The following is a 21,779-nucleotide window of genomic DNA, read 5'->3' on the forward strand; positions in this document are numbered from 1 at the left end:
CGGCTTGCCAGACCGTATGACGATGGTAAGTTTCCGGCGGATGGCAGAGCGGGAGATTGGAATGCTGCGTTTCGGAATAATCTCAACGGCGAAAATCGCTCAGGATCACGTCATTCCGGCGATACAGGATGCGCAGAACTGCGTGGTCAGCGCTATCGCCAGCCGTGACCTCGCCAAGGCGCGCGCGGTGGCGGATCGTTTTTCCGTGCCCCACGCCTTCGGCTCCTATGAGGAGATGCTGGCCTCGGATGTGATCGACGCCGTCTATATTCCGCTTCCGACCTCGCAGCACGTGGAATGGACCATCAAGGCCGCCGATTCCGGCAAGCATGTTCTGTGCGAAAAGCCGATTGCATTGAAGGCTGGGGAGATCGACACCCTCATCGCCGCGCGTGACCGCAACCGTGTTGTCATTTCGGAAGCTTTCATGGTCACCTATGCGCCCGTCTGGGCGAAGGTTAAGGAGTTGCTGGCGTCCGGCGCGACAGGCACACTGAAGCATGTTCAGGGCGCTTTCAGCTATTTCAACCGCGATCCCGGCAATATGCGCAATATTCCCGAACTGGGTGGGGGAGCCTTGCCGGATATCGGCGTTTACCCGACCATCGTGACGCGCTTTGCTACCGGCGCGGAGCCCCGGCGCGTACAGGCCACCGTCGAGCGCGATAAGGAGTTCGGCACAGATATCTATTCCAGTGTCAGGGCCGATTTCGGCGGCTTCGAACTGAGTTTTTATCTGGCCACACAGCTTGCCGCCCGTCAGCTCATGGTTTTCCATGGCACTGAGGGATACATTGAGGTCAAATCTCCCTTCAACGCCAATCGCTGGGGTGCGGAAGAGATCGAGCTGACCAATCAGGCCCATAACCAGTCGCAAATCTTCCGGTTTCAGGATAGCCGCCAATATAAGCTGGAGGCGGAGGCCTTTGCCCGTGCGGCGAAGGGCGAGGGCGACGTCGTGACGCTGGAAAGCTCGAGAAAGAACCAGCTTTTCATCGACGCCATCTACCGGGCGGCGGAAAAGAATGGCTGGGAGACGGTTTAGTCCTGATCTTGCCGTTGCTTTTGAAGCCGCCAATAACCGTAAAGCGCCAGCGCCAGTGCCGCCAGCGCTGAAAAGGCAAGTGGGACGAGCGGCTGGACGAGAGGATTGCGCCATTGCAGCAGGGCAAACAGGCCGACACTGACGATACGTGAGGTGACTGTGACGGCATTCATCAGAAAGCTGTTCAGCCTGGCTGACGCCTCACCATTTGCACGGTTCAGCCGCCAGCTTGTTGCAAGCCCCGTTGCTGCGCCCGGCAAACGGGCGGCCAGCGGATCGACGCCGAGATAGAAAATAACCAGACAGGTCACGGCAAGGTCAGCGGCCAGTCCGCAAATCTCGGTCAGCGCAAAGTGCGGACGCCTCAAGACTGTGGGCTTTTAGAGGGTTGGCTGGGTGGAGCGCGGGCGCTGCAGCACCAGAAGGCTAAGGACGACACCCACGACACCGAAATTGTAACCGGCGAGCGCCAGAAGCAGCGACATCAAGGGCACGGCCGTGGAAGAAAGTGCAATCGCCACGCCATAGGCACCGATAATCATCATGCAGATGAAAACGATGCTGAAAACCGAACGAAGCGCAACTGCGGTTACGCCGAGTGCTGTGGCGGTAAGAAAAATCATGATGCCGCCTCCTCTTTGGTTGCCGGGCCTGGGGCAAGACGTAACGCCGTTTTCCCTAACGAACCCTTGTTTCCTCCTCCAATCCCCATTTTCCTAACTCGTTAGTTGAGGATATGGTTTCATCGCCGTTAAAATGAGGCCGGCCGGTGCCGGCATTTCCGAATCGACGGGTTTTGGTTACAAACGGGCATGAGCGATATCTTCTCCCACGCAGCATTGAGCAATCTTGCCGAGTTCTCGGTCTCCGAACTGTCGGGTTCCATCAAGCGCACGGTGGAGACGGCTTTCGAACAGGTGCGGGTGCGCGGCGAGATTTCCGGCTATCGCGGTCCGCATTCTTCAGGACATGCCTATTTCTCGCTGAAAGACGACCGCGCCCGTATCGATGCGGTGATCTGGAAAGGCACCTTCTCGCGGCTGAAGTTCCGCCCGGAAGAGGGCATGGAAGTCATTGCCACCGGCAAGGTCACAACTTTTCCCGGCTCGTCGAAATACCAGATCGTCATAGAAAGCCTCGAGCCTGCCGGCGCCGGCGCGCTGATGGCGCTCTTGGAAGATCGCCGCCGGCGTCTGGCGGCGGAAGGGCTGTTCGATGCGGCCCGCAAGCGCCGGCTGCCCTTCATGCCGCATGTCATCGGCGTCGTTACCTCGCCCACGGGCGCTGTCATTCGCGATATTCTTCACCGCATTTCGGATCGATTTCCTGTCCATGTGGTCGTCTGGCCAGTCAAGGTGCAGGGCGAAGGTTCGGGCGAAGAAGTGGCGAACGCCATTCGCGGTTTCAATGCGCTTCAGCCCGGCGGTGAGATTGCGCGGCCGGATGTGCTGATTGTCGCGCGTGGCGGCGGCAGTCTGGAGGACCTCTGGAGCTTCAACGACGAAATCGTCGTACGCGCCGCTGCCGAAAGCGAAATCCCGCTGATTTCCGCCGTCGGGCATGAAACCGATACGACCTTGATCGACTACGCTGCCGATGTGCGCGCGCCGACCCCGACGGGGGCCGCCGAAATGGCCGTGCCGGTGCGTGCGGAACTGGAAGCGCAGCTCTCCGGCCTTGCTGCGCGTCTTTCAGGCTCGGTATCGCGGCAGATGGACAATCGCCGTCAGGGCGTGCGGGCGCTGGTGCGCGCGCTGCCGTCGCTCGATCAGCTTCTGGCCCTGCCGCGCCGCCGTTTCGACGAGGCCGCGAGCGGTCTCGGGCGTGGACTGGAATTGACAACCCTGAACAAGCGCCGCGCTTTTGAGCGGTCCGCCTCGGGTCTCAGGCCGGAAACCCTGCTGAACGGTCTCAAACAGCACAGGCAACGGTTTACCGAGCGCATGCACCGGGCTGAGACCCTGGTGGAGCGCCGTCTGCTGCAGGGTAAAGGCCGCGTCGATGCCTTCGATTCCGCGCTGCGTTCGCTTCCCGCCCGGCTGCTCGGCCAGGTGGAGCGGCAGAAGGAGCGGGTCGTCACCGGCGCGCGCCGGGCCGATACAGCCGTATTGCACCGCATGGCACAGAACCGTGCGGGCCTTGCCGCCCATGACCGCATCCTGCAATCGCTCTCTTATAAAAACGTGCTGAAACGCGGTTATGCCGTGATCCGCGATGAGGAGAACAGGCCGCTGACCCGCGCTGCCGCTATTGCTTCAGGTGCTGTGGTCTCGATGGAATTTGCCGATGGCCGCGTCTCGGCCATCACGACGGGGGAGGGAGCGCCATCCCCGGATAACCCCATAGTGCCAAAAAAGAAGCCGGCGAAACCGGCTTCTTCCGATCCGGGCAATCAGGGCAGCCTGTTCTGATCAGATCGACGCCGCATCCGAAAAACGGCGGCTGACGGTGAAGGTCTTTTCGATATCGGGATGCAGTTCCATGCCAAGGCCGGCGCCCGGCGGCACGGTGATCATGCCGTTCTTCACCTCAGGCAATGCGGTGACGAGATCGCGATACCAGGTCTTGTAGAAGGCGCGAACGCTTTCCTGCACCAGCGCGTTCGGCGCGTTGAGCGACAGGTGGGTGGAGGCGCAGAGCACCACCGGCCCGGTGCAATCATGGGGGGCGACGGGCAGATGCCAGGCTTCCGCCATAGAAGCGATCTTGCGCGCCTCCGAAAGCCCGCCGCACCAGCTGATGTCCAGCATCACCACACCGGCAGCACCTGTCTCCAGCAGATCGCGGAAGGCCCAGCGGGAGCCGAGCGTCTCCGAGGCGGAAATGGGCGCGGGCGAAACGGCGGCATAACGCGTCAGGCTGGAAAGACTGTCCATCTTGATCGGGTCTTCATGCCAGAAGGTCTGGTAGGGGGTGAGTGCCTTTGCGATCTGCATGGCGGGCAGAAGCTGCCACATGGAGTGAAACTCCACCATGATATCCATCTTGTCACCCACTGCCTTGCGGATTTTTTCAAATGGCTCGAGCGCGCTTTTCAGGTCCGGCATCGAGATATATTGCCCGCGCGTCTTTTCCGCCGCCGCGTCGAAGGGCCAGATCTTCATGGCGGTGATGCCGTCTTCCAGCAGCGAATGGGCAAGCTCGTCTGCCCGGTGCAGGAAGCCGTTCAGATCGTCATAGTCCTTGCCGCCGGAAAGGCCATAATTGGCGGTCTGCTGCCCGGTCGCCTTCTTGATATATTCGGTGCCCGCGCAGGTGTTGTAGGTGCGGATTTCCTTACGGCTGAAACCGCCGAGAAGCTGGGCGATGGGCTGGTTTGTCGCCTTGCCGAAAATGTCCCACAGCGCAATATCGAAGGCGGAGTTGCCGCGCACTTCCGCGCCCGATGAACGGAAGCCGAGATAACCGACGAGGTCCTGCGCCAAAAGGTCGATCTGCAGCGGGTCGCGGCCGATCACGCGGGGGGCGATGTATTCGTGCACATAGGTCTCCACCGTCTCGGCGCCATAAAAGGTTTCGCCAAGCCCGGTAATGCCCTCATCGGTGTGGACCAGAACCCAGAGCAGGTTTGCCCGTTCCGCCACACGGACGGTCTCGAGTTTTGTGATTTTCATGAAAGTGTCTCCTCCAGAGATTTTCGTCTGGGATTGCGTTGAAAAAATCAGGCTATGCCGGCGGCCAGAAGCGCATGCACGCTTTCATCGAAATGCCGCGCCATCAGCGTTGAGGCGGTTTGCGGGTCACCGGCGGCAATGGCCTGCCCGATGGCGATATGAAGTTCCCCGGCTGCATGACGCTGCGCGTCGGATGTTCGGCTCTTCCATCCGATCGGCCATGTCTGGCGCGTCACGTTTTGAAAGGCGCCGAGAATGAGTTCGAAAACCGGGTTCTTCGAGGCTCGGGCAACGGCGAGGTGAAAAGCAAGGTCGTGTTCCATGACATTGTCATTGTCACCGAAATCCCGCTCCATATTGTTGGCATGGTCGAGAATGGTGAGCGCTTCCGCATCCGTGCGTCTCAGTGCCGCGAGCGTCACGGTTCTGACTTCGATCGTGCGGCGCACGTCGTAAATCTGCTGGATGTTGATCTGTTCGGTGTGAATGCCATGTTCGAACATCAATGACATTGCACCGTGATCCAGCGTCGCCACCGTCGCGCGCTTGCCGGCACTCACGTCGATCAACCGCATGGCCGAGAGGGACCGGAAAGCCTCGCGAACGACGGTGCGGGAGACACCTAGCTGCTGCGAGAGCGAAAGCTCGCTGGGGAGCTTTGCTCCCGGTGCAAGTTCGTTTTCGCGGATATGGCGGGTGATAGCGCCGATCGTGCTGCTGACGAGACCGGACTCATGCGAAATGGCAGTTAACATTTTTCCTCCAACCTGTAGTACAGGTTTATGGAAAATTGCTTACAGGATTTTTGGGAGCGAAACAAGCGCCATCCCGGAGCCCTTGTGTGTTTGTCGGGCCGAAAAGCCTATTCTTCGAAATCCCGCAAAAACCGTTTCAGCAGTCGGTTCAGCGTCGCACGCTCTTCTTCGCTGAGGCCGGCGACCAGGCGATGCTGGTTTTCGACGTGAGCGCCTGCCGCTTCCTCGACAATGGCAAACCCCCGTTCCGTCAACGATATCAGGACGCTGCGCCGGTCGTTCGGGTTATGGATACGCTCCACCAACCCGGCTTTCTCGAGCTGGTCGATCCGGTTGGTCATGGTGCCGGAACTCACCATCGTCATGGCCAAAAGATCGCCGGGGGAGAGCCTGTAGGGTGAGCCGGAGCGCCGCAATGTCGCCAGCACATCGAAAGCGGAAGAGGAAAGCCCGTGCTTAAGCAGCACCGCCTCCACCTCCCGGCCGAGATGGGTGGTGAGACGGTTCAGGCGCCCGAGCAGCCCCATGGGGCCGACATCGAGATCGGGCCGCTCCCTGCGCCATTGCGCCAGAATGTGATCGACATGGTCCAACGGTTCTTTGCTCATCACCAAGGCATAACAATTGATGTCTTGACGTCAAGATAAAATCGGCTAGATTGCATTTATCTTGATATAGAGATTCTTGAAATGAAGAAAAATCCGACCTATGCCGCCGATGTGGTGGTGACCGCCCTTGCCCCCGCCATCTGGGGAACCACCTATTTCGTGACGACCGAATTTTTGCCGCACGGCTATCCCTTTCATGTCGCGATGCTGCGCGCATTCCCGGCCGGCGTGCTTTTGCTGCTTTTTGTAAGAAAGCTGCCGCACGGTATCTGGTGGCCGCGCAGCTTCATTCTCGGGGCGCTGAATTTCTCGTTCTTCTGGGCGATGCTTTTTGTGTCGGCCTATCGGCTGCCGGGCGGCGTGGCGGCAACGGTGGGTGCAGTCCAGCCCCTGATCGTGATTGGCCTTTCCCGGCTGTTTCTCGCCGCACCCGTCCGGCCGCTTGCCATCGCGGCCGGTTTTCTGGGCATTGTCGGCGTCGCGCTTCTGGTTCTGGCGCCGGGCGCTGCGCTGGATGGTATCGGTGTGGCGGCAGGTCTTGCCGGTGCCGTCTCCATGGCTTTCGGAACGGTGTTGACCCGCAAATGGCGGCCGCCGGTGTCGAACCTCACATTCACCGCCTGGCAATTGACGGCGGGCGGCCTTCTGTTGCTGCCGGTCGCCTATTTCCTGGAGCCGGCCCTGCCGACGCCGACAGCGGCCAATATTCTCGGCATGGCCTATCTGGGACTTGTCGGTGCTGCCCTGACCTATTTTCTGTGGTTTCGCGGGCTTGCCCGCATCGAACCTTCCGCCGCCGCATCGCTCGGCTTCCTAAGCCCGGTCGTTGCAACCCTGCTCGGCTGGCTGGCGCTCGGCCAAAGCCTCACGCCAGCGCAGATCGTCGGTTTCGTTGCGGTGCTTTTCAGCATCTGGCTCAGTCAGCGCAGCCAGTTGCCGAGATAGGTGTCGTCAGGCCCATTCGCCCTCGCGCATCACCGGAACCGTGGAGCCGTCCGGCTTCACACCGTCAATATCCACCTTGTCGGAGCCGATCATCCAGTCAATGTGGATCAGGCTTGAGTTGCCGCCCTGCGCCTTGATTTCATCCTGCGACAGCGAAGCACCGTCGAGGAAGCATTTCGAATAGCATTGGCCGAGCGCAATGTGGCAGGAGGCGTTTTCATCGAACAGCGTGTTGTAGAACAGGATGCCGCTTGCCGAGATCGGCGAGGAATGCGGCACCAGCGCCACTTCGCCGAGACGCCGCGCGCCCTCGTCGGTGTCGAGCACCTTGTTCAGCACCGCTTCGCCCTTCGAGGCCTTGGCTTCGACGATGCGACCGGCTTCGAACTTCACCTGGATGTCGTCAATCAGCGTTCCTTGATGCGATAGCGGCTTGGTGCTGGAGACGTAACCGTCGACACGCAGCGCATGCGGGGTGGTGAAGACCTCTTCCGTTGGGATATTCGGGTTGCAGGTCACGCCATTCTTGGCGGTGGAGGCGCCGCCATGCCATTCATGGCCGTCGGCGAGGCCGATCTTCACATCCGTGCCGGGGCCGGTGAAATGTAGCGCAGAGAAACGCTCGCCGTTCAGCCATGCCGAACGTTTGGCGAGATTGGCATTGTGCTCGGCCCAGGCCGCGACCGGATCGGCCAGATCTACCCGCGACGCGGCGAAGATGGCGTCCGCGAGCTTGCGGATCGCTTCGTCTTCCGCGAGACCGGGGAAGACCTGCTTCGCCCAGGAGGGGTTCGGATAGGAGATGATGTTCCAGTTGATGTCGAAATTGGAAATCTTCTCCAGCGCCGGCTTGTAGGCCGTGGAATTGGCCTTGTTGGCGCGGGCTACCTTGGCGGGGTCCTGTTCAGCCAGCAGCATGGGATTGTCGCCGGCAATCGCCAGCCGCGCCGCGCCATTGGCATAGGCCTTCGCCATGCCTTCATAAAGCCAGCCGGAAGCCCGGTCGAAATTGGCGTCGCTGGCGTGGCGATAGCGGGCAAGCGTGGTTTCTTCGTCAGAATAAAAGGTGGTGACCAGTCCGCCACCCGCCATATAGGCGTGTTTGGTCAAAAATCGCACCAGCGGCAGGGCCGCCAGCGGTGCGGTAATCACCAGATCCTGATCCTTCTGCAATTGCAGGCCGACCTTGACTGCGACTTCGGCCAGTTTTTCGAGTTTGACGGGATCGATGGGGGAAACGGTCATGATCTGCCTTCGTCTATTTCAATGGGAGGTGCCGACCATAGCCCATTCCTTCCGAAAGCCAAATGCTTTCAGGCGCGCATCCCGCGCTTCAATCAGCGACCAGCGGCGCGGCAATGGCCTTCAGTGCGCTTTGGGCATCGCGGGGCGAAAGCCTCACCTGCAGGCCGCGTTGTCCGCCATTCATGTAGACATAATCATGCGCCGTGGCCCCGGCCTCAATGGCCGTTGGCACCTGTTTCTTCTGCCCGAAAGGGCTGATGCCGCCGACATGGTAACCGGTGGCGCGCTCCGCATCGGCAGGCCTCATCATGCTGGCGGATTTGCCTCCGAAGGCGGCGGCCAACTTCTTCATGCTGACCTCGCGATCCGAAGGGACGACGACGCAGACCGGTTTGCCATCGAGTTCCGCCATCAGCGTTTTCAGCACCAGATGCGGTGGTTCACCGATCGCCTCGGCCGCCTGCAGGCCGATGCGGTCGGCATTCGGGTCGTAATCATAGGTGACGGTGGTGAAGGCAACGCCGGCCTTGGTCAGCATTTGGGTGGCACGGGTTGTTTTGGACATGGCGGGCTGCGTTCACGCAAAAAGGGTCTGGTAGGTTTCAGGCTTGAAACCGACGGTTATCCTGCCCTTCGCTTCCAGCACGGGACGCTTGATCATGGAGGGCTGTTCCAGCATCAGCCCGATGGCCTTCTCACGGGTGAGATCGGCCTTCTGGCCGTCGTTGAGTTTTTTGAAGGTCGTGCCGGCGCGGTTGAGAACCGTTTCCCAGCCCGCGGCATCGCACCATGTTTCCAGATGGGCACGATCAATGCCGGCCGCCTTATAGTCATGGAAAGAATAGTCGACACCGTTGGCTTCCAGCCAGCTTCTGGCCTTCTTCATCGTGTCACAGTTCTTGATGCCGTAAATCGTGACCGTCATGCCTTCTGCCTCTTCGTCTCTAAAAGCACTTCCGGCATAACAAAATATCCGTCTTATTCAACCCGCTTGCTGAAGTGCCCTGCGCATATACCCGGTCCTGGCGCTTAAGCCATGCAAAATCGCAATGGCTGATATCCAAACGAGCGCGAGCAAAGCTGCATGGCTTCCCTGCTGCATCATGAGTTGTAGAATGGGCCGGAAATGCCCATTATCTGGGCATCAAAGATGGAGAGAAAAATGCGTCAGGTTGCAAAGACATCGCGTAACTTCTTCGGTGAAACTTTCGCCGTTCTCGGTGCAGCGCTCTCGGTTTCGGCCGCTGTTCGCGCACATCGCAAGCCCGCCCGCGCCGATCTCGAAGCCCTCGGCATCGACGGCAAGGCTTTCGACAAGGTACAGCTCTAAGCTGGTCATTATCCGTTGCGAGGCGATAGCGCCTCGCTTGCGCTCAGGATCGATAACCGGATCGGTTTTCGGCTGGCGCGGCGGGTGTGCAACTGGCGCGAAAAGCGTCGGATTCGCACAAGAAGGTTCCGCATAGTTCCCAATGGAGAATGCGGAAAGTTGGCATGGGAGTGGTGCGCCGCTTCAGGTGCATGTTATCGCACCGATGCCCTTTGTGTCGGCCGTTTCGAAGGTCCGATCACTTTTTCCGGCAAATGGAGCTGGCTTTCAGGCCGTTCATAACGCTCCGCTTTCGGCGAGAGTGCGAAGCGCCCGAGCAGTTCATGCCGTGTTTCGCCATTGTGGCTGAAAACGAGTTCGAAGCTCCCCGCAAGCCAGCTATAGGGTTTGTCAGCCGGCATCAACTCAATTTTCCCGCAGCCGTAGATAACGGTGAGATGTGGCGTAAACGACGATGCAGCGACATAGGGCAGGTTTGCCCGCCGCAGGGCGCGCTGCACCATTTTCGCCAGAGCCCTAAGTTCCTGCATCTCGCGGCTGCTGTGTAGCGCCAGACTGTTGCGATTGCCGAAAAGCGATGTTCCATCGAATGTGATCGGAACGGGCCGAGCCTTGATCTCCCCCAGCGCTGCCTTCAGCCTTTCTACTAGCCCGTGAGGCACGGTCTCGAAACCTCCGATACAGAGCAGGGTTATGTGCAGAAGCTCCGGCGGATAGGCCTCACGCTTCGTCCGCCCTGCGGCATGGCGCGCCGCATCGGCAAAAATTCGTTCCGCCAGGGCGGCCGGCGGTTTCACCGTGATCAAGAGCTTGCTGCTAAATCGCGGATTGAAACGCCGTATTTTCTCCGGCTCCCATCCTTCGAAGAAAAGCTGCCTTAAACCTCCTTCATTTGCCAACCCAAAACCCATAGCGATGCTCCACGGCCTTTGCCTGGGCCGGGATATTATCACCAGCGGCAATAATTAAAAGAACAAAAAGAGAACAAAAGCCTTGGGTGCTTACCCGATGCCGGGAAATAGCCGGGAGCGCCTTTTCGCAGCCGCAGGTTAAAACCGCCTGATATTGACATTCTACCTACTAATTGGTAGGCAGCTCTCATGAAAAATCCACAGACCAAAGCCGATGAAATCCTCCGTTGCGCACGCTCCCTGATCATAAAGGGCGGCTACAACAGTTTCAGCTATGCCGACGTTTCCGCCGTGGTCGGCATTCGCAATGCGAGCATTCACCATCACTTTCCCAGCAAGTCCGATCTGGTCCAAAAACTCGTTGCGCAATACAGGCAGGAGGCGGAAGCGGGTATCGCCGAACTGGAGCAAAACATTTCCGACCCGCTCGAACAGCTCCGCGCCTATATCAGCTATTGGGAGGGCTGTATCGCCGAGGCCACTCACCCCTTCTGCGTCTGCGCTCTGCTCGCCAGTGAAATTCCGGTTCTTCCTGAAACAGTCGCTCTTGAAGTGCGCACGCATTTTCGAAGTCTCTCCGACTGGCTCACCGCCGTTCTGGAACGTGGCGTTGCCCAGGGGCGCCTCGCGCTGAACGGAACCGCCAGAGCCAATGCTGAAATCTTCATGGCTACCGTGCATGGCGCGATGCTTTCCGCCCGTGCCCATGGTGATGCGACGACTTTTGGCGCAATAACCCGCCCCATGCTGGAGCGCATGGCCGCTTGAAACTGCAGTTTCGCGAGGGAGCTCGATGCATGACCCGAGCGGCACGCCACCGAAAAAATAGACCGTAGTAAGCTGGCAGATTTGTCGATGACGGACTGCTTCCCGGACCACCACGTCCTTTTGGACGAGAAAGGCAATCTCTCATGTTCGGAATTTCTCCGCTCGGCTGGATCCATACGCTTGGAAGCCTGCCGGCCATTCCCGCCGCCATTTACATGTTTGCCCGCCACGGCCGAATCGTTCCCCGATCAGCGCCAGGCACTCTTTATCTTGTCTCCATGCTCATTGGCGCTGCGACGGTCTTCCTCGTGGCGCATCAGCCGATCAGTTACGGCGTTGGCGTCCTGACCATCCTGTTCCTGCTCGCAGGTTACGGCATCGAAGGCGTTCTGGGTTCAACGCGCATGGCCAGATATATCGAAACCATCTGTCTCAGCATCAGTGCGTTTCTTTTGATGGTCCCGACGGTGAGCGAAATCCTGCGTCGTGTTCCAGACGGTCACCCTCTGGTTACGGACCTGAAATCGCCGCTGCTTCTCGGCGCTCAGGCAGGGTTGCTGGCGATCCTCGTGGTCGGTCTGACCGCCCAGATCATCTATCTCGCACGGCAAAACAGAAACGCCGCGAACTAGTCGCGGCGTCATCTTTATAGGACCTGTCGAGTATAGTCCTTATTCCCACTCGATCGTGCCGGGCGGCTTGCTCGTCACGTCATAGACGACGCGATTGATGCCGCGCACTTCGTTGATGATGCGGGTTGCTGCGCGGCCAAGGAAATTCATGTCGTAGGGATAGAAATCCGCCGTCATGCCATCCACCGAGGTCACGGCGCGAAGCGCGCAGACGAAGTCATAGGTACGGTAATCGCCCATGACGCCCACGGTCTGCACCGGCAGCAGCACGGCGAAGGCCTGCCAGATGGTGTCGTAGAGACCGGCCTTGCGGATTTCATCAAGATAGATCGCATCCGCCTTGCGCAGAATATCGAGCTTCTCGCGTGTGATCGCGCCGGGGCAGCGGATTGCGAGACCCGGACCCGGGAAGGGGTGGCGGCCGATGAAGCTGTCCGGCAGGCCGAGTTCGCGGCCGAGAGCGCGAACCTCATCCTTGAAGAGTTCGCGCAGCGGCTCAACGAGCTGCATGTTCATCCGCTCGGGAAGGCCGCCGACATTGTGGTGGCTCTTGATGGTGACCGAGGGGCCGCCGGAGAAGGAGACGCTTTCGATGACGTCAGGGTAAAGCGTGCCCTGCGCCAGGAAATTCGGTGCACCCTTGCCATCGGCAGCAATCTTGGCCGCTTCGGCCTCGAAGACCTCAATGAACAGGCGGCCGATGGTCTTGCGCTTCACTTCCGGATCGGAAACGCCCGACAGTTCGCCGAGGAACAGGTCGGCGGCATCCACATGCACCAGCGGAATATTGTAGTGGTCGCGGAACATGCCGACGACCTGCTCGCTTTCGCCAAGCCGCATCAGGCCATGATCGACGTAAACGCAGGTGAGCTGGTCGCCGATCGCCTCATGGATGAGGATGGCCGCAACCGAGGAGTCGACGCCGCCGGAAAGCGCGCAGAGCACGCGGCCGGTGCCGACCTGTTCGCGGATCTTGCGGATCATTTCGGCGCGATAGGCCGCCATCGTCCAGTCGGATTTGAGCCCGACGATCTTGTGCACGAAGTTGGAGAGCAGCTTGCCGCCGTCCGGCGTATGCACCACTTCCGGGTGGAACATGGTGGTGTAATAGTGGCGCGTCTCGTCCGCGGCGATGGCGAAAGGTGCGTTCTCAGAGGTCGCGATGACCTCGAAACCTTCCGGCAGCTTCGTCACGCGGTCGCCATGGCTCATCCAGACGGGATAGCTCTTGCCCTGCTCCCAGAAGCCTTCGAAAAGCGGGCTCGCCTTTTTGATGTCGATATCGGCGCGGCCGAATTCCGCCGCATGGCCACCCTCGACCACACCGCCGAGCTGCGTGCAGAGCGTTTGCTGGCCGTAGCAGATGCCGAGGATCGGAACCTTGCTGTCGAACACCGCCTGCGGTGCGCGCGGGCTTCCTTCCGCCGTGACAGATGCGGGGCCGCCGGAGAAGATCACGCCCTTGGGCTGAAGCTTCTCGAACGCCTCTGCGGCATTCTGAAACGGATGGATTTCGCAATAGACCCCGGCTTCGCGGATGCGGCGCGCAATCAGCTGCGTCACCTGGCTGCCGAAATCGATGATGAGAATGCTGTCGGGATGGGCTATCTGGGTCATGGCGAGCCTTTAAAGAAAATGGCGGCTTTAGGCAACCCGGAAGCGGGCGTCAAACAGCGGAAATTTGCGAAAATCGCAAGGTTCTAAAGGGCAATCACGCCGTCCTCGATGGCGCGGCAAAGCCGGTGGACGGCATCCGCCAGCTTTTCATCGATGATGTGCAGGTACTCCGTCCAGTCGTCCACATGGTTCACATCCACCTTGCCATCGGAAATGCCGCGCAGACTGACGAGCGGTACGCCGAAGCGCTGGCAGGCTCTTAAAACCGCGAAGGTTTCCATTTCCACCATATCGGCGTCGATCAGCCCGTAGGCCTCACCCGAAACGACATTGGCGCCCGTGGAAAGCCGGGCCTCGGCAATTTCAGGTATTCGAAAAGGCAAGGCCACTTCGGCGGGCAGATCGAGCAGCGGCGTGCAGCCCTTTTCGAAACCGAAGGCGGAGGCGTCCATGTCGCGATAGGAAACCGAAATCGCCTGATAGATGCCGGTTTGCTCCAGCGTCCGCGAACCGGCGGAACCGAGCGAAACGACGAGGTCCGGCAGGTGATCGGCCGCATCGAGACCGGCAAGAACGGCCGTGACGGCAATCGCCGCCTCGACAGGGCCGATACCGGTCATCAGCGGCGCAATGCGTGCCTGGAGATGGGGACCGTATTCGGGGGAAGCGGCCATGACAAAGAGGACGGATTTATCCGCGACATGCAAAAGCCGGTAGCTCATCCGGTAATATCCTCGCGACCCTTCACCACCATCATCGTGCCCGTCATGGAGGCGATCAGCTTCGCCGGTCCGTCGGACAGCGCATAGGCGCGGCCATCGGCGACGATCAGGTTGTTCCCTGGCTTGATGATCTCGCCGCGAAACAGGAACCGCTCGCCGCGCCCGGGCGACATGAGGTTGACCTTGAACTCGATGGTCAGCAGCGAGGCTTCCGGCTCGATGATCGTATAAGCGGCATAGGTGCAGGCCGTATCCAGACCGGCGGCGATGACGCCCGCATGCAATATGCCGTGCTGCTGCGTCAGCTTTTCATGAAAAGGAAGCTCGATTTCCACCAGCCGGTGTTCGATACGGGTGATCTCGGCGTTAATCGCCAGCACCACGCCCTGCCGCGCAAAGCTTCTTTCTATCCGCTGACGAAAATCGCCGGGATCCGTGATCTCCATGGCCTACCTGCCTGCTTCTGCCTCATCGCAAACTGACATGGCGCGTGGCGGCAGGCAAGGCAAGGGCGGTGCGGGGATTTAGTTCAACATGCCGATGCTTGCATTCAGCATCGTGGCAAAGGCGACCCATACGGCATAGGGCACGAAAAGCCACATGGATATGCGGTCACGGCGGTAGGTGAGCGCCATAAAGGCGACGATGCAGATCAGCATCGGAACGATGATGACGAGCGCCCCCGCCGGGCTTTGCATTCCGAAAAAAATCGGAGACCACAGGAAGTTCAGCACCATCTGCGTGAACCACAGCCGCATGCGCGTTCCCATCGGCTTGCGGATCCATGTCCGCGCGCCGGCAATGCCGATCAGCACGTAAAGCGCGGTCCAGACGGGCCCGAAAATCCAGTTGGGCGGATTGAAGAAAGGCTTCTGCAGCGATTGATACCATTCGCCGGGCACATTGTTGACGCCGATCAGCGCCCCCACGGCAACAACAACAACCACAAAAATGACATAGACGGCAAGGTTTCTCATGATCCGTCAAATGCGCCGGCCGTGCTTTTGTTCCCCTGTCTTTTCAGTATTTTAGCTGGACAGACGCACGATGTGCTGATCCCACGCCACGTCGCTGCGCCGGGTCTCGAAAAATCCGTCATAGGAAGAAACCGCAATGCCTCTCGCGGCGGGCGCGACGCCTGCCGCTTCCCGCACGGTCGTCTCGGAAACGACGCGCCCGGTTTTCGCATCCAGCGTCACGGCGGCGTTGCCGTTGGGTGATGTCAGGCCCACCAGCCCATCGCGCCGGTTGACGGCAATGGCCCCGACATAATTGGCAAGGCGCACCGTCGTTTCTTCCGGCAGATCGACGAAGGTGAGAGCCTCGCCCCTGGAGAAATGGCCGACAAGCGGCGGGAGATCGTTGCGCGGTCCCTCATATTGGCAGGCGAACCAGATACGCCCGTCATCGCCGAGATCGACATGGCGGGTGGAAAGCTGGCGCAGATGGGCCGGCATGGCTTGTTTCTGGATCACTTGCCCGGTCGCCGCATCCAGAAGCACGAGGGACGGCTGCATGTTGTCGATATTGAGTTTGGTTCGGCCGAAATCCGGATGGGTTTCGATGCCGCCATTGGCGATCACGATCAGCCGCCCGTCATCGCTCACCGTCATGTCATGCGTGCCGATGCCATGCGCATCATATTCGCCGATGCGGGTAAAGCCGTTGCGGGCGTCATACAGCCCGATAACGCCGCGATTGCCGTCGAAGTCGTTTTCGCTGGCATAGAGGATTGCCCCGTTAGGGGAGAATTGCCCGTGGCCGTAGAAGTGGCGGTTTTCCGGCGTGTGCATCACGATCGGTTCGCCGCGCCGCGCGGGGTCGAAGGCCATGAAGAAGGTGCCGGGCCGGCGCGCAAAGGCCACGGTCATGCCGGTCGTGTGGCTCGTCGCCATTCCATGGGCGCGGGCAGGAAGCGCGACACGGTCGATGATCTCGCCGCGTTCGCTCACCGTCGCAATGCCGTAGGACCCGTCACGGGCGCGGAAGGCGGAGGCAAAGACCGCGTCTGTCCGCTCCAGCGCAAAAAGTGAACGGGGAGCCAGCGCGGCGAGGAAGGGAACTCCCGCCGCTTTGATGAAGCTGCGCCGATCTATCAGCATCCGTTTGGTGCCAGAGATCATCGGCTCAGTCCCCATCGGCGAAGGAGAAGCCGGAGCTGAGGCCGATCGCGCCGCCATATTGATCGTTCAAGCGGTAGATCAGGTCTTTGCCATTGAGCAGCAGATAATCCACCTTGGCGCGCTGATCGTCCTGATCCAGCGCCTTTTGCACATCCGTATCGATGGTCCCGGCAACGCGGATCATCGATTTGGCGATGAAATCGATGGAGTTGACGATGGAGCGTTGATCGGGCGGTACGAGTTCGACCATATCCGCCGTGTGCAGCAGGGTCTGAACCGCCTTGATATTGGTGGAAATGCTCTGCCATGTCAGGCCGGAGCGCCAATAAATGGCGGTGCGGGGAAATCTTGCCTTGTCCGGTCCCTTGTAGAAGGTTTCGATCCGCTGGTCGCGAATGGCTTCGGAGCCATGGACGAGAATGCCGAGCAGGGCGACCAGCGCCTCGCGCTCGTCACGAAAGACGGGGTTGTCCGCTCCGGGCTGCGTCCAGTTTTTCTGCGCGCCGTCAGGCGCATTCCAGCTGTCAGAAAGTTCCGTTGCCACATTGGCGATATTGCCGGCGATAGCAGCGCCATAGCGGCAGCGGAAATCACCCTTCCTGTCGAGCAACTCTTCCGCTCCGGTTCCGTAAAGCACGAACTCAAGAGCGCCGAGCCCCTGCGCCGCAACGCTCTTGCCGCTCAGGCCATCCGCACTCGTGACGCTTTCATCCTTTTCGGTGAGATAACGCTGCACCTGTTTCAGTCCGAGACCCTTCTTGTCGGGATAATAAAGCACGCGTTCGAAACGGTTCTTCTCGATGACAGGGCCGACACGCACGATCTCGATGGTCGACCAGCTTGACACCGTATCGACAAAGGCCGCCTTGGCCGCCGCTGCGGTCGTTTCGGAGGGAGCGGTGCAGAAAGCTTTCATGCGGCCTTCCAGCGTCTCCGCCGACTGCCGGAAGCGGTCATAGCCGGGACGGATGAAGCCGTTCACTGCCTTTTCCATCACGCCTCGCACCTCAACCGGGTCGAGCGGCGGCGGCGGCATCAGCTCCACATCCTGCGCCCTTGCCGGCGGCGTGGTCAGAAGCAGCAGCACGGACATGACGCCAGAAATTTTTCGCATGGCATTTTTCATCAAAGGGACTCCAGAAAGGCCAGCAAAGCCTGCCGGTCGGATTTTTGCAAGGCGGCAAAGGCGTCGCGCGCTTTTTGCCCTTCGCCGCCGTGCCACAATATCGCTTCCGTCAGGCTGCGCGCCCGCCCGTCATGCAGGTAAAAACCGTTGCCATTGACCTTTTGCGTCAGGCCTATGCCCCAGAGCGGCTGGGTTCGCCACTGCCGTCCGCTGGCTTCGCCCACCTGCTGGCCATCGGCAAGTCCTTCGCCCATGTCATGCAGCAGAAAATCGGAATAGGGCCAGATCAGCTGGAACGCATGCATTGGGTCGGCGGTGTCGCGGCGTGTGACGAATTTCGGGGTGTGGCAGGCCGTACAGCCGGAGGCGTAGAAAAGCTGCTTTCCCCGCAGAACCGTCGGATCATCGACGTTGCGGCGGCGCGGCACTGCGAGGTTTTCGGTGTAGAAGGTCACGAGATCGAGAACCGGATCGGGCGCCTCCACCGGCCCTAGCCTCAGCTGCACACCGGTCGGCACGGCAAGACAGTCCTTCTGTACGCCGGTACAGTCGCCATAGGCATTCGGCGCATCCGGTGTGGAAATGCCGATATCGTGGGAGAAGGCGCTGGCGCTCTGGTCTCGCACGCTCGCATTCTGCGCTTTCCAGCCAAACCGACCGAGTTTCACCTCGCCGGTGCGATGGTCTTTGACCCATGCGGGACGCCCGGCAACGCCGTCGCCATCATTGTCGTCCGGGTCGGCCTGGGCCAAAATATCGGCCTCGGCAATGGCCTCGATCAGGCCAAGACCGAGGGTGGGCATGGCAATGCGCGCCGAAAGCGTCGTGTCGGCACCGAGCGGGCCATATTGCAGGTTCGCCACGGCATAGTCGGGCTTGCGCAGCATCACCACCTCGCCATCCGCCAGCTGAATCGGCTCTTCCGTGTAGGTGATGACCGGTTTGCCTTCGGCGGCGAGGCCGGGAATGGCCAGGTTTTGAAGCTGCCGGCCATAGGTCTCATCGGGAAAATTCAAGGTCTGGTGGCTGGCAATGGCGTGTCGTTCGGCTTCATCACGGGCCGGTCGCGCCAGCCGCAGAAACAGCGAGACGGCGTCTTCTCCGGCAAGAGGCGGTCGACCCCTGCCATCCTTCACATGGCAGGTCTGGCAGGATCGAGCGTTAAACAGCGGCCCGAGCCCGTCCGAGGCCTGTGTGGAGGACGGAGAGGAGACCCAGAGCTTCTGGAACAGTGCATTGCCGAGCTTGAAATCCTGCTTCCGTTCGAGCGGCATTGTAGCGGAAGGATGGGAGAACGCGCCGCTGTCGGCCTTGCTGGTGCTGGTTGTTGCTCCGCCGGACATGGCTTCGAAAGGTTCCGGCCCGGTAAAATCTGCCGTTGGCGCAGTCACGGCCAGCACGCGGCTTCGATCTTTCTCCGTCAGGTCGTTGCGCAGCGGTTCGGCAAGCGCCATCGACGCCACAAGGCAGGCTGCCCCGGCGAAGAAGAATGGCTTGCGGATCGGCGGCAGCAAAAATTGCATGACAATAAGGGCGGGTGAAAAGTGACGGGCCGCAGCGACCTGCGACCCGTTTTACCGCTTATTTGAAGACGGCGTTCGGATTGTCGAGGCTGTCGGAGCCTTCAAGCTCGATCTTGCCGAGATCGAGCGCCGCGATGACGCGTTCGACAGTCTTCGTCTGGTCGAGAAGGCCGTCGATGGCCGTCTGAACCACGGCGTTGCCTTCCTTGTTGCCTTCGCCAATCATCTGGTCATAGGCCTCGACGGTCTGCGCGCGCTTTTCCATGGCATGCATGGCGTCGAGCGTCTTGTTCAGCTTCGCCAGCATCTCGTCGTTCAGCGCCTTGTCCTTGGCGCCGACCAGTTCCGACAGCGAGGCGCCCGTCATCTTCGTTCCGTCCACGCGGGTATAGTCGCCGGTATAGGCCGAGGCGATGCCGATCGCGTCGTAAAGATGCGAATTGTAGGTGTTGTCGGAGAAGCAATCATGCTCCTCTTCCGGATCGTGCAGCAGAAGGCCGAGCTTCATGCGCTCACCCGCCAGCTCGCCATAGGAGAGCGAACCCATGCCGGTGAGAATGGCGGTCAGGCCCGCTTTCGGATCGGCTTCCACCGTTTTCGTGGCTTCGCCTTCCGGCGCCCAGGCATCCACCATCTCCTGAAGATCCTTGATCAGCAGGGTCGAGGCGGATTTCAGGTAATCGGCCCGGCGGTCGCAATTACCGTTCGTGCATTTCGCCTTGTCGTAATCGGTATAGGGGCGGTTACCCGCGCCCGGTCCGGTGCCGTTCAGATCCTGGCCCCAGAGCAGGAATTCGATGGCGTGGTAACCGGTCGTCACATTGGCTTCGACGTCGCCCGCCTCGTGCAGGCTTTCGATCAGCTCGGGGGTGATCTTGGAGGCGTCGACCTCTTCACCGCTGATCTTGATCTTCGGATTGGCGATGATGTTGGCAACGTAAAGCTCGTTCTCGTCGCTTTCCGTGCCATAAGAACCGTCGACATAGTCGATCAGGCCTTCATCCAGTGGCCATGCATTCACCTTGCCTTCCCAATCATCGACGATCGGGTTGCCGAAACGATAGACTTCCGACTGCTGATAGGGAACGCGGGCCTTGATCCATGCTTCCCGGGCGGCCTTCAGGGTTTCTTCGCTCGGCGTTGCGATCAGCGCATCGATGGCCTTGTCCAGCGCCTTCGCCGTGGTCAGCGAATCCTCATATTTCGCATGCGCGACATCGGCATAATGTTTGACGACGGCGGCCGCGTCGGTGGCGGCCCGGGCGGGAAGCGCGGTGAAAGCCGCAGATGCGGCAAGAAGCGCAAAAGAAGCGCTGAGAATGGTTTTGCGGATCATGATCCCTCTCCTTCGGCAGGCGTGAAATGACTTCGCGCCGCGGCAAGCGAGTTCTGACCCAATCACAAACTTGTGTCAAACATTCTAGTTTAGAATGCTTTGAAACAAGACCTGGCGTTGTTTTCCAAGTAAAATCAGTGCTTGCAAAGACGGTGTTATGCTTTGCGTTTCATCAAGCAGAAGAAGAAGCCATCCGTATCTGTGGTTGCAGGCGTCAGCGTCACTGTCTTGCCGTCGGAAGAATGCGGTTTATTCGCGTTGCCGCCGAAAGTCGTCTGCCAGCGTTCCAGTGCGGAGCCGATGGAGAATTCCGGATTTTCCGCGCAGAAACGCCTTACCTGCTGTTCGTTTTCTTCGGGTAGAACTGAACAGGTGACATAAAGCAGCTCTCCGCCCGGGCGTACGAACCCCTTGGCCTGTGAGAGCGCCTCGCCCTGCTGCTGTACGCGCTCTTCCAGATTACGGGCCGTTAGCCGCCATTTGGTGTCGGGCCGGCGGCGCCATGTCCCGGTGCCGGTGCAGGGCGCGTCGACCAGAACGCGGTCGAACTTCTCCTGAAACGGCGTAAGGCCGGAGGCGCGGTCGTGCACCTGCACATTGCGTGTGCCAGCCCGCTTCAGCCGTTCGATGATCGGCGCAAGGCGCTTGCGGTCGGCGTCGAAGGAGTGGACCTGGCCCTTATTGTTCATGCTGGCCGCCATGGCCAGCGTCTTGCCGCCGCCGCCCGCGCAATAATCAAGGATCTGTTCGCCTTCATGCGCGCCGGCAAGGTCGGCAACGATCTGCGAACCTTCGTCCTGTACTTCGAACCAGCCCTTCTGGAAGGACAGTTCGGCGGTAACGTTCGGCAGGCGGGAAGGGCCTTCGCCGGCGGGAATGCGAACGCCCTGCCGGGCAATATGCGTGGCTTCTGCGCCGCTTTCTTCCAGAGCCTTCAGCACCTTGTCGCGCGTTGCTTTCAAGGTGTTGGCGCGCAGATCAAGCGTGGGCCGCTCGTTCAGGGCCTGCGCCTCGGCGAGCCAGCGATCGCTAAAGGCGGTTTCGAAGGAGGATTGCACCCATTCGGGTATGTCGCCCTGAATATGGGCCGGTGCATCGCTGAGGGAACGGGACAGAAAGGCCTGCTGCCTTTGTTCATCCGGTGCGGCGGGGGCGAATTTGTCGCCGTCGAATTCCGCCGAAAGGTCCGAAAAGCTTTTGCCCCATTGGCGCAGCAGCACGGCATAACCAAGCGAGGCAGCGCTGTCGTCATCCATCAGCCAGGCGTGCGACAGTTTCATGCGCAGCGCGTCATAGACGATGTTGCCGATTGCAGCCCTGTCGCCGGAGCCGGCGAAACGATGGGCAAGGCCCCAATCTTTCAGAGCATCGGCGACGGGACGCCTGCGTCCCTCAATATCCGCCAATACTTCGATTGCTCCGGCCAAACGCCCGCCTAAACGCATTGTCTACCTCGTTCTTGTGCTAAGCCCGGTTGGT

The 21,779-nt window shown here is 60.2% G+C and carries 24 protein-coding genes; 6 read left to right on the forward strand and 18 right to left on the reverse strand.

Features of this window, described 5'->3' with window-relative positions; all coding sequences use genetic code 11:
- The first annotated feature begins 61 nt into the window (after positions 1 to 61).
- Positions 62 to 1,045, forward strand: a complete 984-nt coding sequence (locus tag PH605_RS00820; protein ID WP_142844122.1) for a Gfo/Idh/MocA family protein — start codon at positions 62 to 64, stop codon at positions 1,043 to 1,045.
- On the opposite strand, the gene PH605_RS00825 is transcribed toward PH605_RS00820, so the two are convergent.
- Complete coding sequence (locus PH605_RS00825) at positions 1,042 to 1,413, reverse strand: hypothetical protein (RefSeq protein ID WP_078051380.1); 372 nt, start codon at positions 1,411 to 1,413, stop codon at positions 1,042 to 1,044. The two genes, PH605_RS00820 and PH605_RS00825, sit on opposite strands and share 4 nt — an antisense overlap.
- 12 nt (positions 1,414 to 1,425) lie before the next feature.
- Positions 1,426 to 1,668, reverse strand: coding sequence for a hypothetical protein (locus PH605_RS00830; RefSeq protein WP_078051379.1), 243 nt, complete (start codon positions 1,666 to 1,668; stop codon positions 1,426 to 1,428).
- Positions 1,669 to 1,857: 189 nt separating this feature from the next.
- On the opposite strand from PH605_RS00830, the gene xseA reads away from it, so the two are divergent.
- Positions 1,858 to 3,456 (forward strand): exodeoxyribonuclease VII large subunit, encoded by a 1,599-nt coding sequence (gene xseA, locus PH605_RS00835; RefSeq protein ID WP_142844121.1) that lies wholly within the window; start codon positions 1,858 to 1,860, stop codon positions 3,454 to 3,456.
- Here xseA and PH605_RS00840 read toward each other — a convergent pair whose 3' ends face one another.
- From PH605_RS00840 to PH605_RS00850, 3 genes are all read right to left on the reverse strand, one after another.
- Positions 3,457 to 4,659 (reverse strand): mandelate racemase/muconate lactonizing enzyme family protein, encoded by a 1,203-nt coding sequence (locus PH605_RS00840; protein ID WP_020011125.1) that lies wholly within the window; start codon positions 4,657 to 4,659, stop codon positions 3,457 to 3,459.
- Between the two features lie 47 nt (positions 4,660 to 4,706).
- Positions 4,707 to 5,414: a FadR/GntR family transcriptional regulator gene (locus tag PH605_RS00845; RefSeq protein ID WP_142844119.1), complete on the reverse strand. Its 708-nt coding sequence runs from the start codon at positions 5,412 to 5,414 to the stop codon at positions 4,707 to 4,709.
- Between the two features lie 107 nt (positions 5,415 to 5,521).
- Positions 5,522 to 6,022, reverse strand: coding sequence for a MarR family winged helix-turn-helix transcriptional regulator (locus PH605_RS00850; RefSeq protein ID WP_161987702.1), 501 nt, complete (start codon positions 6,020 to 6,022; stop codon positions 5,522 to 5,524).
- Positions 6,023 to 6,103: 81 nt separating this feature from the next.
- On the opposite strand from PH605_RS00850, the gene pecM reads away from it, so the two are divergent.
- A complete protein-coding gene (gene pecM / locus PH605_RS00855) occupies positions 6,104 to 6,967 on the forward strand; it encodes a 4-hydroxybenzaldehyde efflux transporter PecM (RefSeq protein WP_080855831.1) in 864 nt (287 codons plus the stop codon).
- A gap of 6 nt (positions 6,968 to 6,973) precedes the next feature.
- Here the strand turns inward: pecM and PH605_RS00860 are convergent, their stop codons facing one another.
- The 3 genes from PH605_RS00860 to PH605_RS00870 all read right to left on the reverse strand — a co-directional run bounded on the left by PH605_RS00860 (position 6,974) and on the right by PH605_RS00870 (position 9,137).
- A complete protein-coding gene (locus tag PH605_RS00860) occupies positions 6,974 to 8,212 on the reverse strand; it encodes an aminopeptidase (RefSeq protein ID WP_142844116.1) in 1,239 nt (412 codons plus the stop codon).
- A gap of 88 nt (positions 8,213 to 8,300) precedes the next feature.
- Positions 8,301 to 8,777: a Cys-tRNA(Pro) deacylase gene (ybaK, locus tag PH605_RS00865; protein WP_142844114.1), complete on the reverse strand. Its 477-nt coding sequence runs from the start codon at positions 8,775 to 8,777 to the stop codon at positions 8,301 to 8,303.
- 12 nt (positions 8,778 to 8,789) lie between these two features.
- Complete coding sequence (locus PH605_RS00870; protein ID WP_125145166.1) at positions 8,790 to 9,137, reverse strand: ArsC family reductase; 348 nt, start codon at positions 9,135 to 9,137, stop codon at positions 8,790 to 8,792.
- A 237-nt stretch (positions 9,138 to 9,374) separates the two neighbouring features.
- Between PH605_RS00870 and PH605_RS00875 the strand changes: the two genes are divergently transcribed.
- Complete coding sequence (locus PH605_RS00875; protein WP_003503889.1) at positions 9,375 to 9,542, forward strand: hypothetical protein; 168 nt, start codon at positions 9,375 to 9,377, stop codon at positions 9,540 to 9,542.
- Positions 9,543 to 9,736: 194 nt separating this feature from the next.
- Here the strand turns inward: PH605_RS00875 and PH605_RS00880 are convergent, their stop codons facing one another.
- Positions 9,737 to 10,453, reverse strand: coding sequence for a 2'-5' RNA ligase family protein (locus PH605_RS00880; protein WP_080855833.1), 717 nt, complete (start codon positions 10,451 to 10,453; stop codon positions 9,737 to 9,739).
- A gap of 189 nt (positions 10,454 to 10,642) precedes the next feature.
- On the opposite strand from PH605_RS00880, the gene PH605_RS00885 reads away from it, so the two are divergent.
- Both PH605_RS00885 and PH605_RS00890 read left to right on the forward strand, forming a co-directional pair.
- Complete coding sequence (locus PH605_RS00885; RefSeq protein WP_142844112.1) at positions 10,643 to 11,221, forward strand: TetR/AcrR family transcriptional regulator; 579 nt, start codon at positions 10,643 to 10,645, stop codon at positions 11,219 to 11,221.
- Positions 11,222 to 11,364: 143 nt separating this feature from the next.
- Positions 11,365 to 11,853 carry a hypothetical protein gene (locus PH605_RS00890; protein ID WP_065654663.1) on the forward strand — a complete coding sequence of 163 codons (489 nt, stop codon included), beginning with the start codon at positions 11,365 to 11,367 and terminating at the stop codon, positions 11,851 to 11,853.
- A 39-nt stretch (positions 11,854 to 11,892) separates the two neighbouring features.
- On the opposite strand, the gene guaA is transcribed toward PH605_RS00890, so the two are convergent.
- The 9 genes from guaA to PH605_RS00935 form a co-directional block, all read right to left on the reverse strand.
- The gene (gene guaA / locus PH605_RS00895; RefSeq protein WP_020812399.1) at positions 11,893 to 13,470 is read right to left on the reverse strand and encodes a glutamine-hydrolyzing GMP synthase; all 1,578 of its coding nucleotides are present in this window, start codon (positions 13,468 to 13,470) and stop codon (positions 11,893 to 11,895) included.
- A gap of 83 nt (positions 13,471 to 13,553) precedes the next feature.
- Entirely contained in the window at positions 13,554 to 14,192 is a 639-nt protein-coding gene (locus tag PH605_RS00900) for a 5'-methylthioadenosine/S-adenosylhomocysteine nucleosidase (RefSeq protein WP_065654614.1), read from the reverse strand.
- A complete protein-coding gene (locus tag PH605_RS00905) occupies positions 14,189 to 14,638 on the reverse strand; it encodes a PaaI family thioesterase (RefSeq protein ID WP_142844110.1) in 450 nt (149 codons plus the stop codon). The genes PH605_RS00900 and PH605_RS00905 overlap by 4 nt, the downstream gene beginning before the upstream one ends.
- A gap of 78 nt (positions 14,639 to 14,716) precedes the next feature.
- On the reverse strand, positions 14,717 to 15,169 hold the full coding sequence (locus PH605_RS00910) for a TspO/MBR family protein (RefSeq protein ID WP_142844108.1): 453 nt from the start codon (positions 15,167 to 15,169) through the stop codon (positions 14,717 to 14,719).
- Positions 15,170 to 15,220: 51 nt separating this feature from the next.
- Positions 15,221 to 16,315: a DUF1513 domain-containing protein gene (locus tag PH605_RS00915; RefSeq protein ID WP_142844106.1), complete on the reverse strand. Its 1,095-nt coding sequence runs from the start codon at positions 16,313 to 16,315 to the stop codon at positions 15,221 to 15,223.
- 4 nt (positions 16,316 to 16,319) lie between these two features.
- Positions 16,320 to 17,441: an imelysin family protein gene (locus PH605_RS00920; RefSeq protein ID WP_142844104.1), complete on the reverse strand. Its 1,122-nt coding sequence runs from the start codon at positions 17,439 to 17,441 to the stop codon at positions 16,320 to 16,322.
- Complete coding sequence (locus PH605_RS00925) at positions 17,441 to 18,964, reverse strand: di-heme oxidoreductase family protein (RefSeq protein WP_142844102.1); 1,524 nt, start codon at positions 18,962 to 18,964, stop codon at positions 17,441 to 17,443. Before PH605_RS00925 ends, PH605_RS00920 begins: the two co-directional genes overlap by 1 nt.
- 58 nt (positions 18,965 to 19,022) lie before the next feature.
- A complete protein-coding gene (locus tag PH605_RS00930; protein ID WP_020812392.1) occupies positions 19,023 to 20,300 on the reverse strand; it encodes an imelysin family protein in 1,278 nt (425 codons plus the stop codon).
- 155 nt (positions 20,301 to 20,455) lie between these two features.
- Positions 20,456 to 21,745 (reverse strand): RsmB/NOP family class I SAM-dependent RNA methyltransferase, encoded by a 1,290-nt coding sequence (locus PH605_RS00935; RefSeq protein ID WP_142844101.1) that lies wholly within the window; start codon positions 21,743 to 21,745, stop codon positions 20,456 to 20,458.
- Between the last annotated feature and the right edge of the window lie 34 nt (positions 21,746 to 21,779).

This window comes from Agrobacterium sp. CFBP 3001 (assembly GCF_027871605.1).
In the GTDB taxonomy this organism is placed as follows: domain Bacteria; phylum Pseudomonadota; class Alphaproteobacteria; order Rhizobiales; family Rhizobiaceae; genus Agrobacterium; species Agrobacterium leguminum.

Excerpts from the sequence above, each read along its gene's own strand:
- PH605_RS00820 (WP_142844122.1), top strand. The coding sequence starts at position 62 with ATGCTGCGTTTCGGAATAATCTCAACGGCGAAAATCGCTCAGGATCAC.
- PH605_RS00830 (WP_078051379.1), bottom strand. The coding sequence starts at position 1,668 with ATGATTTTTCTTACCGCCACAGCACTCGGCGTAACCGCAGTTGCGCTT.
- xseA (WP_142844121.1), top strand. The coding sequence starts at position 1,858 with ATGAGCGATATCTTCTCCCACGCAGCATTGAGCAATCTTGCCGAGTTC.
- PH605_RS00840 (WP_020011125.1), bottom strand. The coding sequence starts at position 4,659 with ATGAAAATCACAAAACTCGAGACCGTCCGTGTGGCGGAACGGGCAAAC.
- PH605_RS00845 (WP_142844119.1), bottom strand. The coding sequence starts at position 5,414 with ATGTTAACTGCCATTTCGCATGAGTCCGGTCTCGTCAGCAGCACGATC.
- PH605_RS00850 (WP_161987702.1), bottom strand. The coding sequence starts at position 6,022 with ATGAGCAAAGAACCGTTGGACCATGTCGATCACATTCTGGCGCAATGG.
- pecM (WP_080855831.1), top strand. The coding sequence starts at position 6,104 with ATGAAGAAAAATCCGACCTATGCCGCCGATGTGGTGGTGACCGCCCTT.
- PH605_RS00860 (WP_142844116.1), bottom strand. The coding sequence starts at position 8,212 with ATGACCGTTTCCCCCATCGATCCCGTCAAACTCGAAAAACTGGCCGAA.
- ybaK (WP_142844114.1), bottom strand. The coding sequence starts at position 8,777 with ATGTCCAAAACAACCCGTGCCACCCAAATGCTGACCAAGGCCGGCGTT.
- PH605_RS00870 (WP_125145166.1), bottom strand. The coding sequence starts at position 9,137 with ATGACGGTCACGATTTACGGCATCAAGAACTGTGACACGATGAAGAAG.
- PH605_RS00875 (WP_003503889.1), top strand. The coding sequence starts at position 9,375 with ATGCGTCAGGTTGCAAAGACATCGCGTAACTTCTTCGGTGAAACTTTC.
- PH605_RS00880 (WP_080855833.1), bottom strand. The coding sequence starts at position 10,453 with ATGGGTTTTGGGTTGGCAAATGAAGGAGGTTTAAGGCAGCTTTTCTTC.
- PH605_RS00885 (WP_142844112.1), top strand. The coding sequence starts at position 10,643 with ATGAAAAATCCACAGACCAAAGCCGATGAAATCCTCCGTTGCGCACGC.
- PH605_RS00890 (WP_065654663.1), top strand. The coding sequence starts at position 11,365 with ATGTTCGGAATTTCTCCGCTCGGCTGGATCCATACGCTTGGAAGCCTG.
- guaA (WP_020812399.1), bottom strand. The coding sequence starts at position 13,470 with ATGACCCAGATAGCCCATCCCGACAGCATTCTCATCATCGATTTCGGC.
- PH605_RS00900 (WP_065654614.1), bottom strand. The coding sequence starts at position 14,192 with ATGAGCTACCGGCTTTTGCATGTCGCGGATAAATCCGTCCTCTTTGTC.
- PH605_RS00905 (WP_142844110.1), bottom strand. The coding sequence starts at position 14,638 with ATGGAGATCACGGATCCCGGCGATTTTCGTCAGCGGATAGAAAGAAGC.
- PH605_RS00910 (WP_142844108.1), bottom strand. The coding sequence starts at position 15,169 with ATGAGAAACCTTGCCGTCTATGTCATTTTTGTGGTTGTTGTTGTTGCC.
- PH605_RS00915 (WP_142844106.1), bottom strand. The coding sequence starts at position 16,315 with ATGATCTCTGGCACCAAACGGATGCTGATAGATCGGCGCAGCTTCATC.
- PH605_RS00920 (WP_142844104.1), bottom strand. The coding sequence starts at position 17,441 with ATGAAAAATGCCATGCGAAAAATTTCTGGCGTCATGTCCGTGCTGCTG.
- PH605_RS00925 (WP_142844102.1), bottom strand. The coding sequence starts at position 18,964 with ATGCAATTTTTGCTGCCGCCGATCCGCAAGCCATTCTTCTTCGCCGGG.
- PH605_RS00930 (WP_020812392.1), bottom strand. The coding sequence starts at position 20,300 with ATGATCCGCAAAACCATTCTCAGCGCTTCTTTTGCGCTTCTTGCCGCA.
- PH605_RS00935 (WP_142844101.1), bottom strand. The coding sequence starts at position 21,745 with ATGCGTTTAGGCGGGCGTTTGGCCGGAGCAATCGAAGTATTGGCGGAT.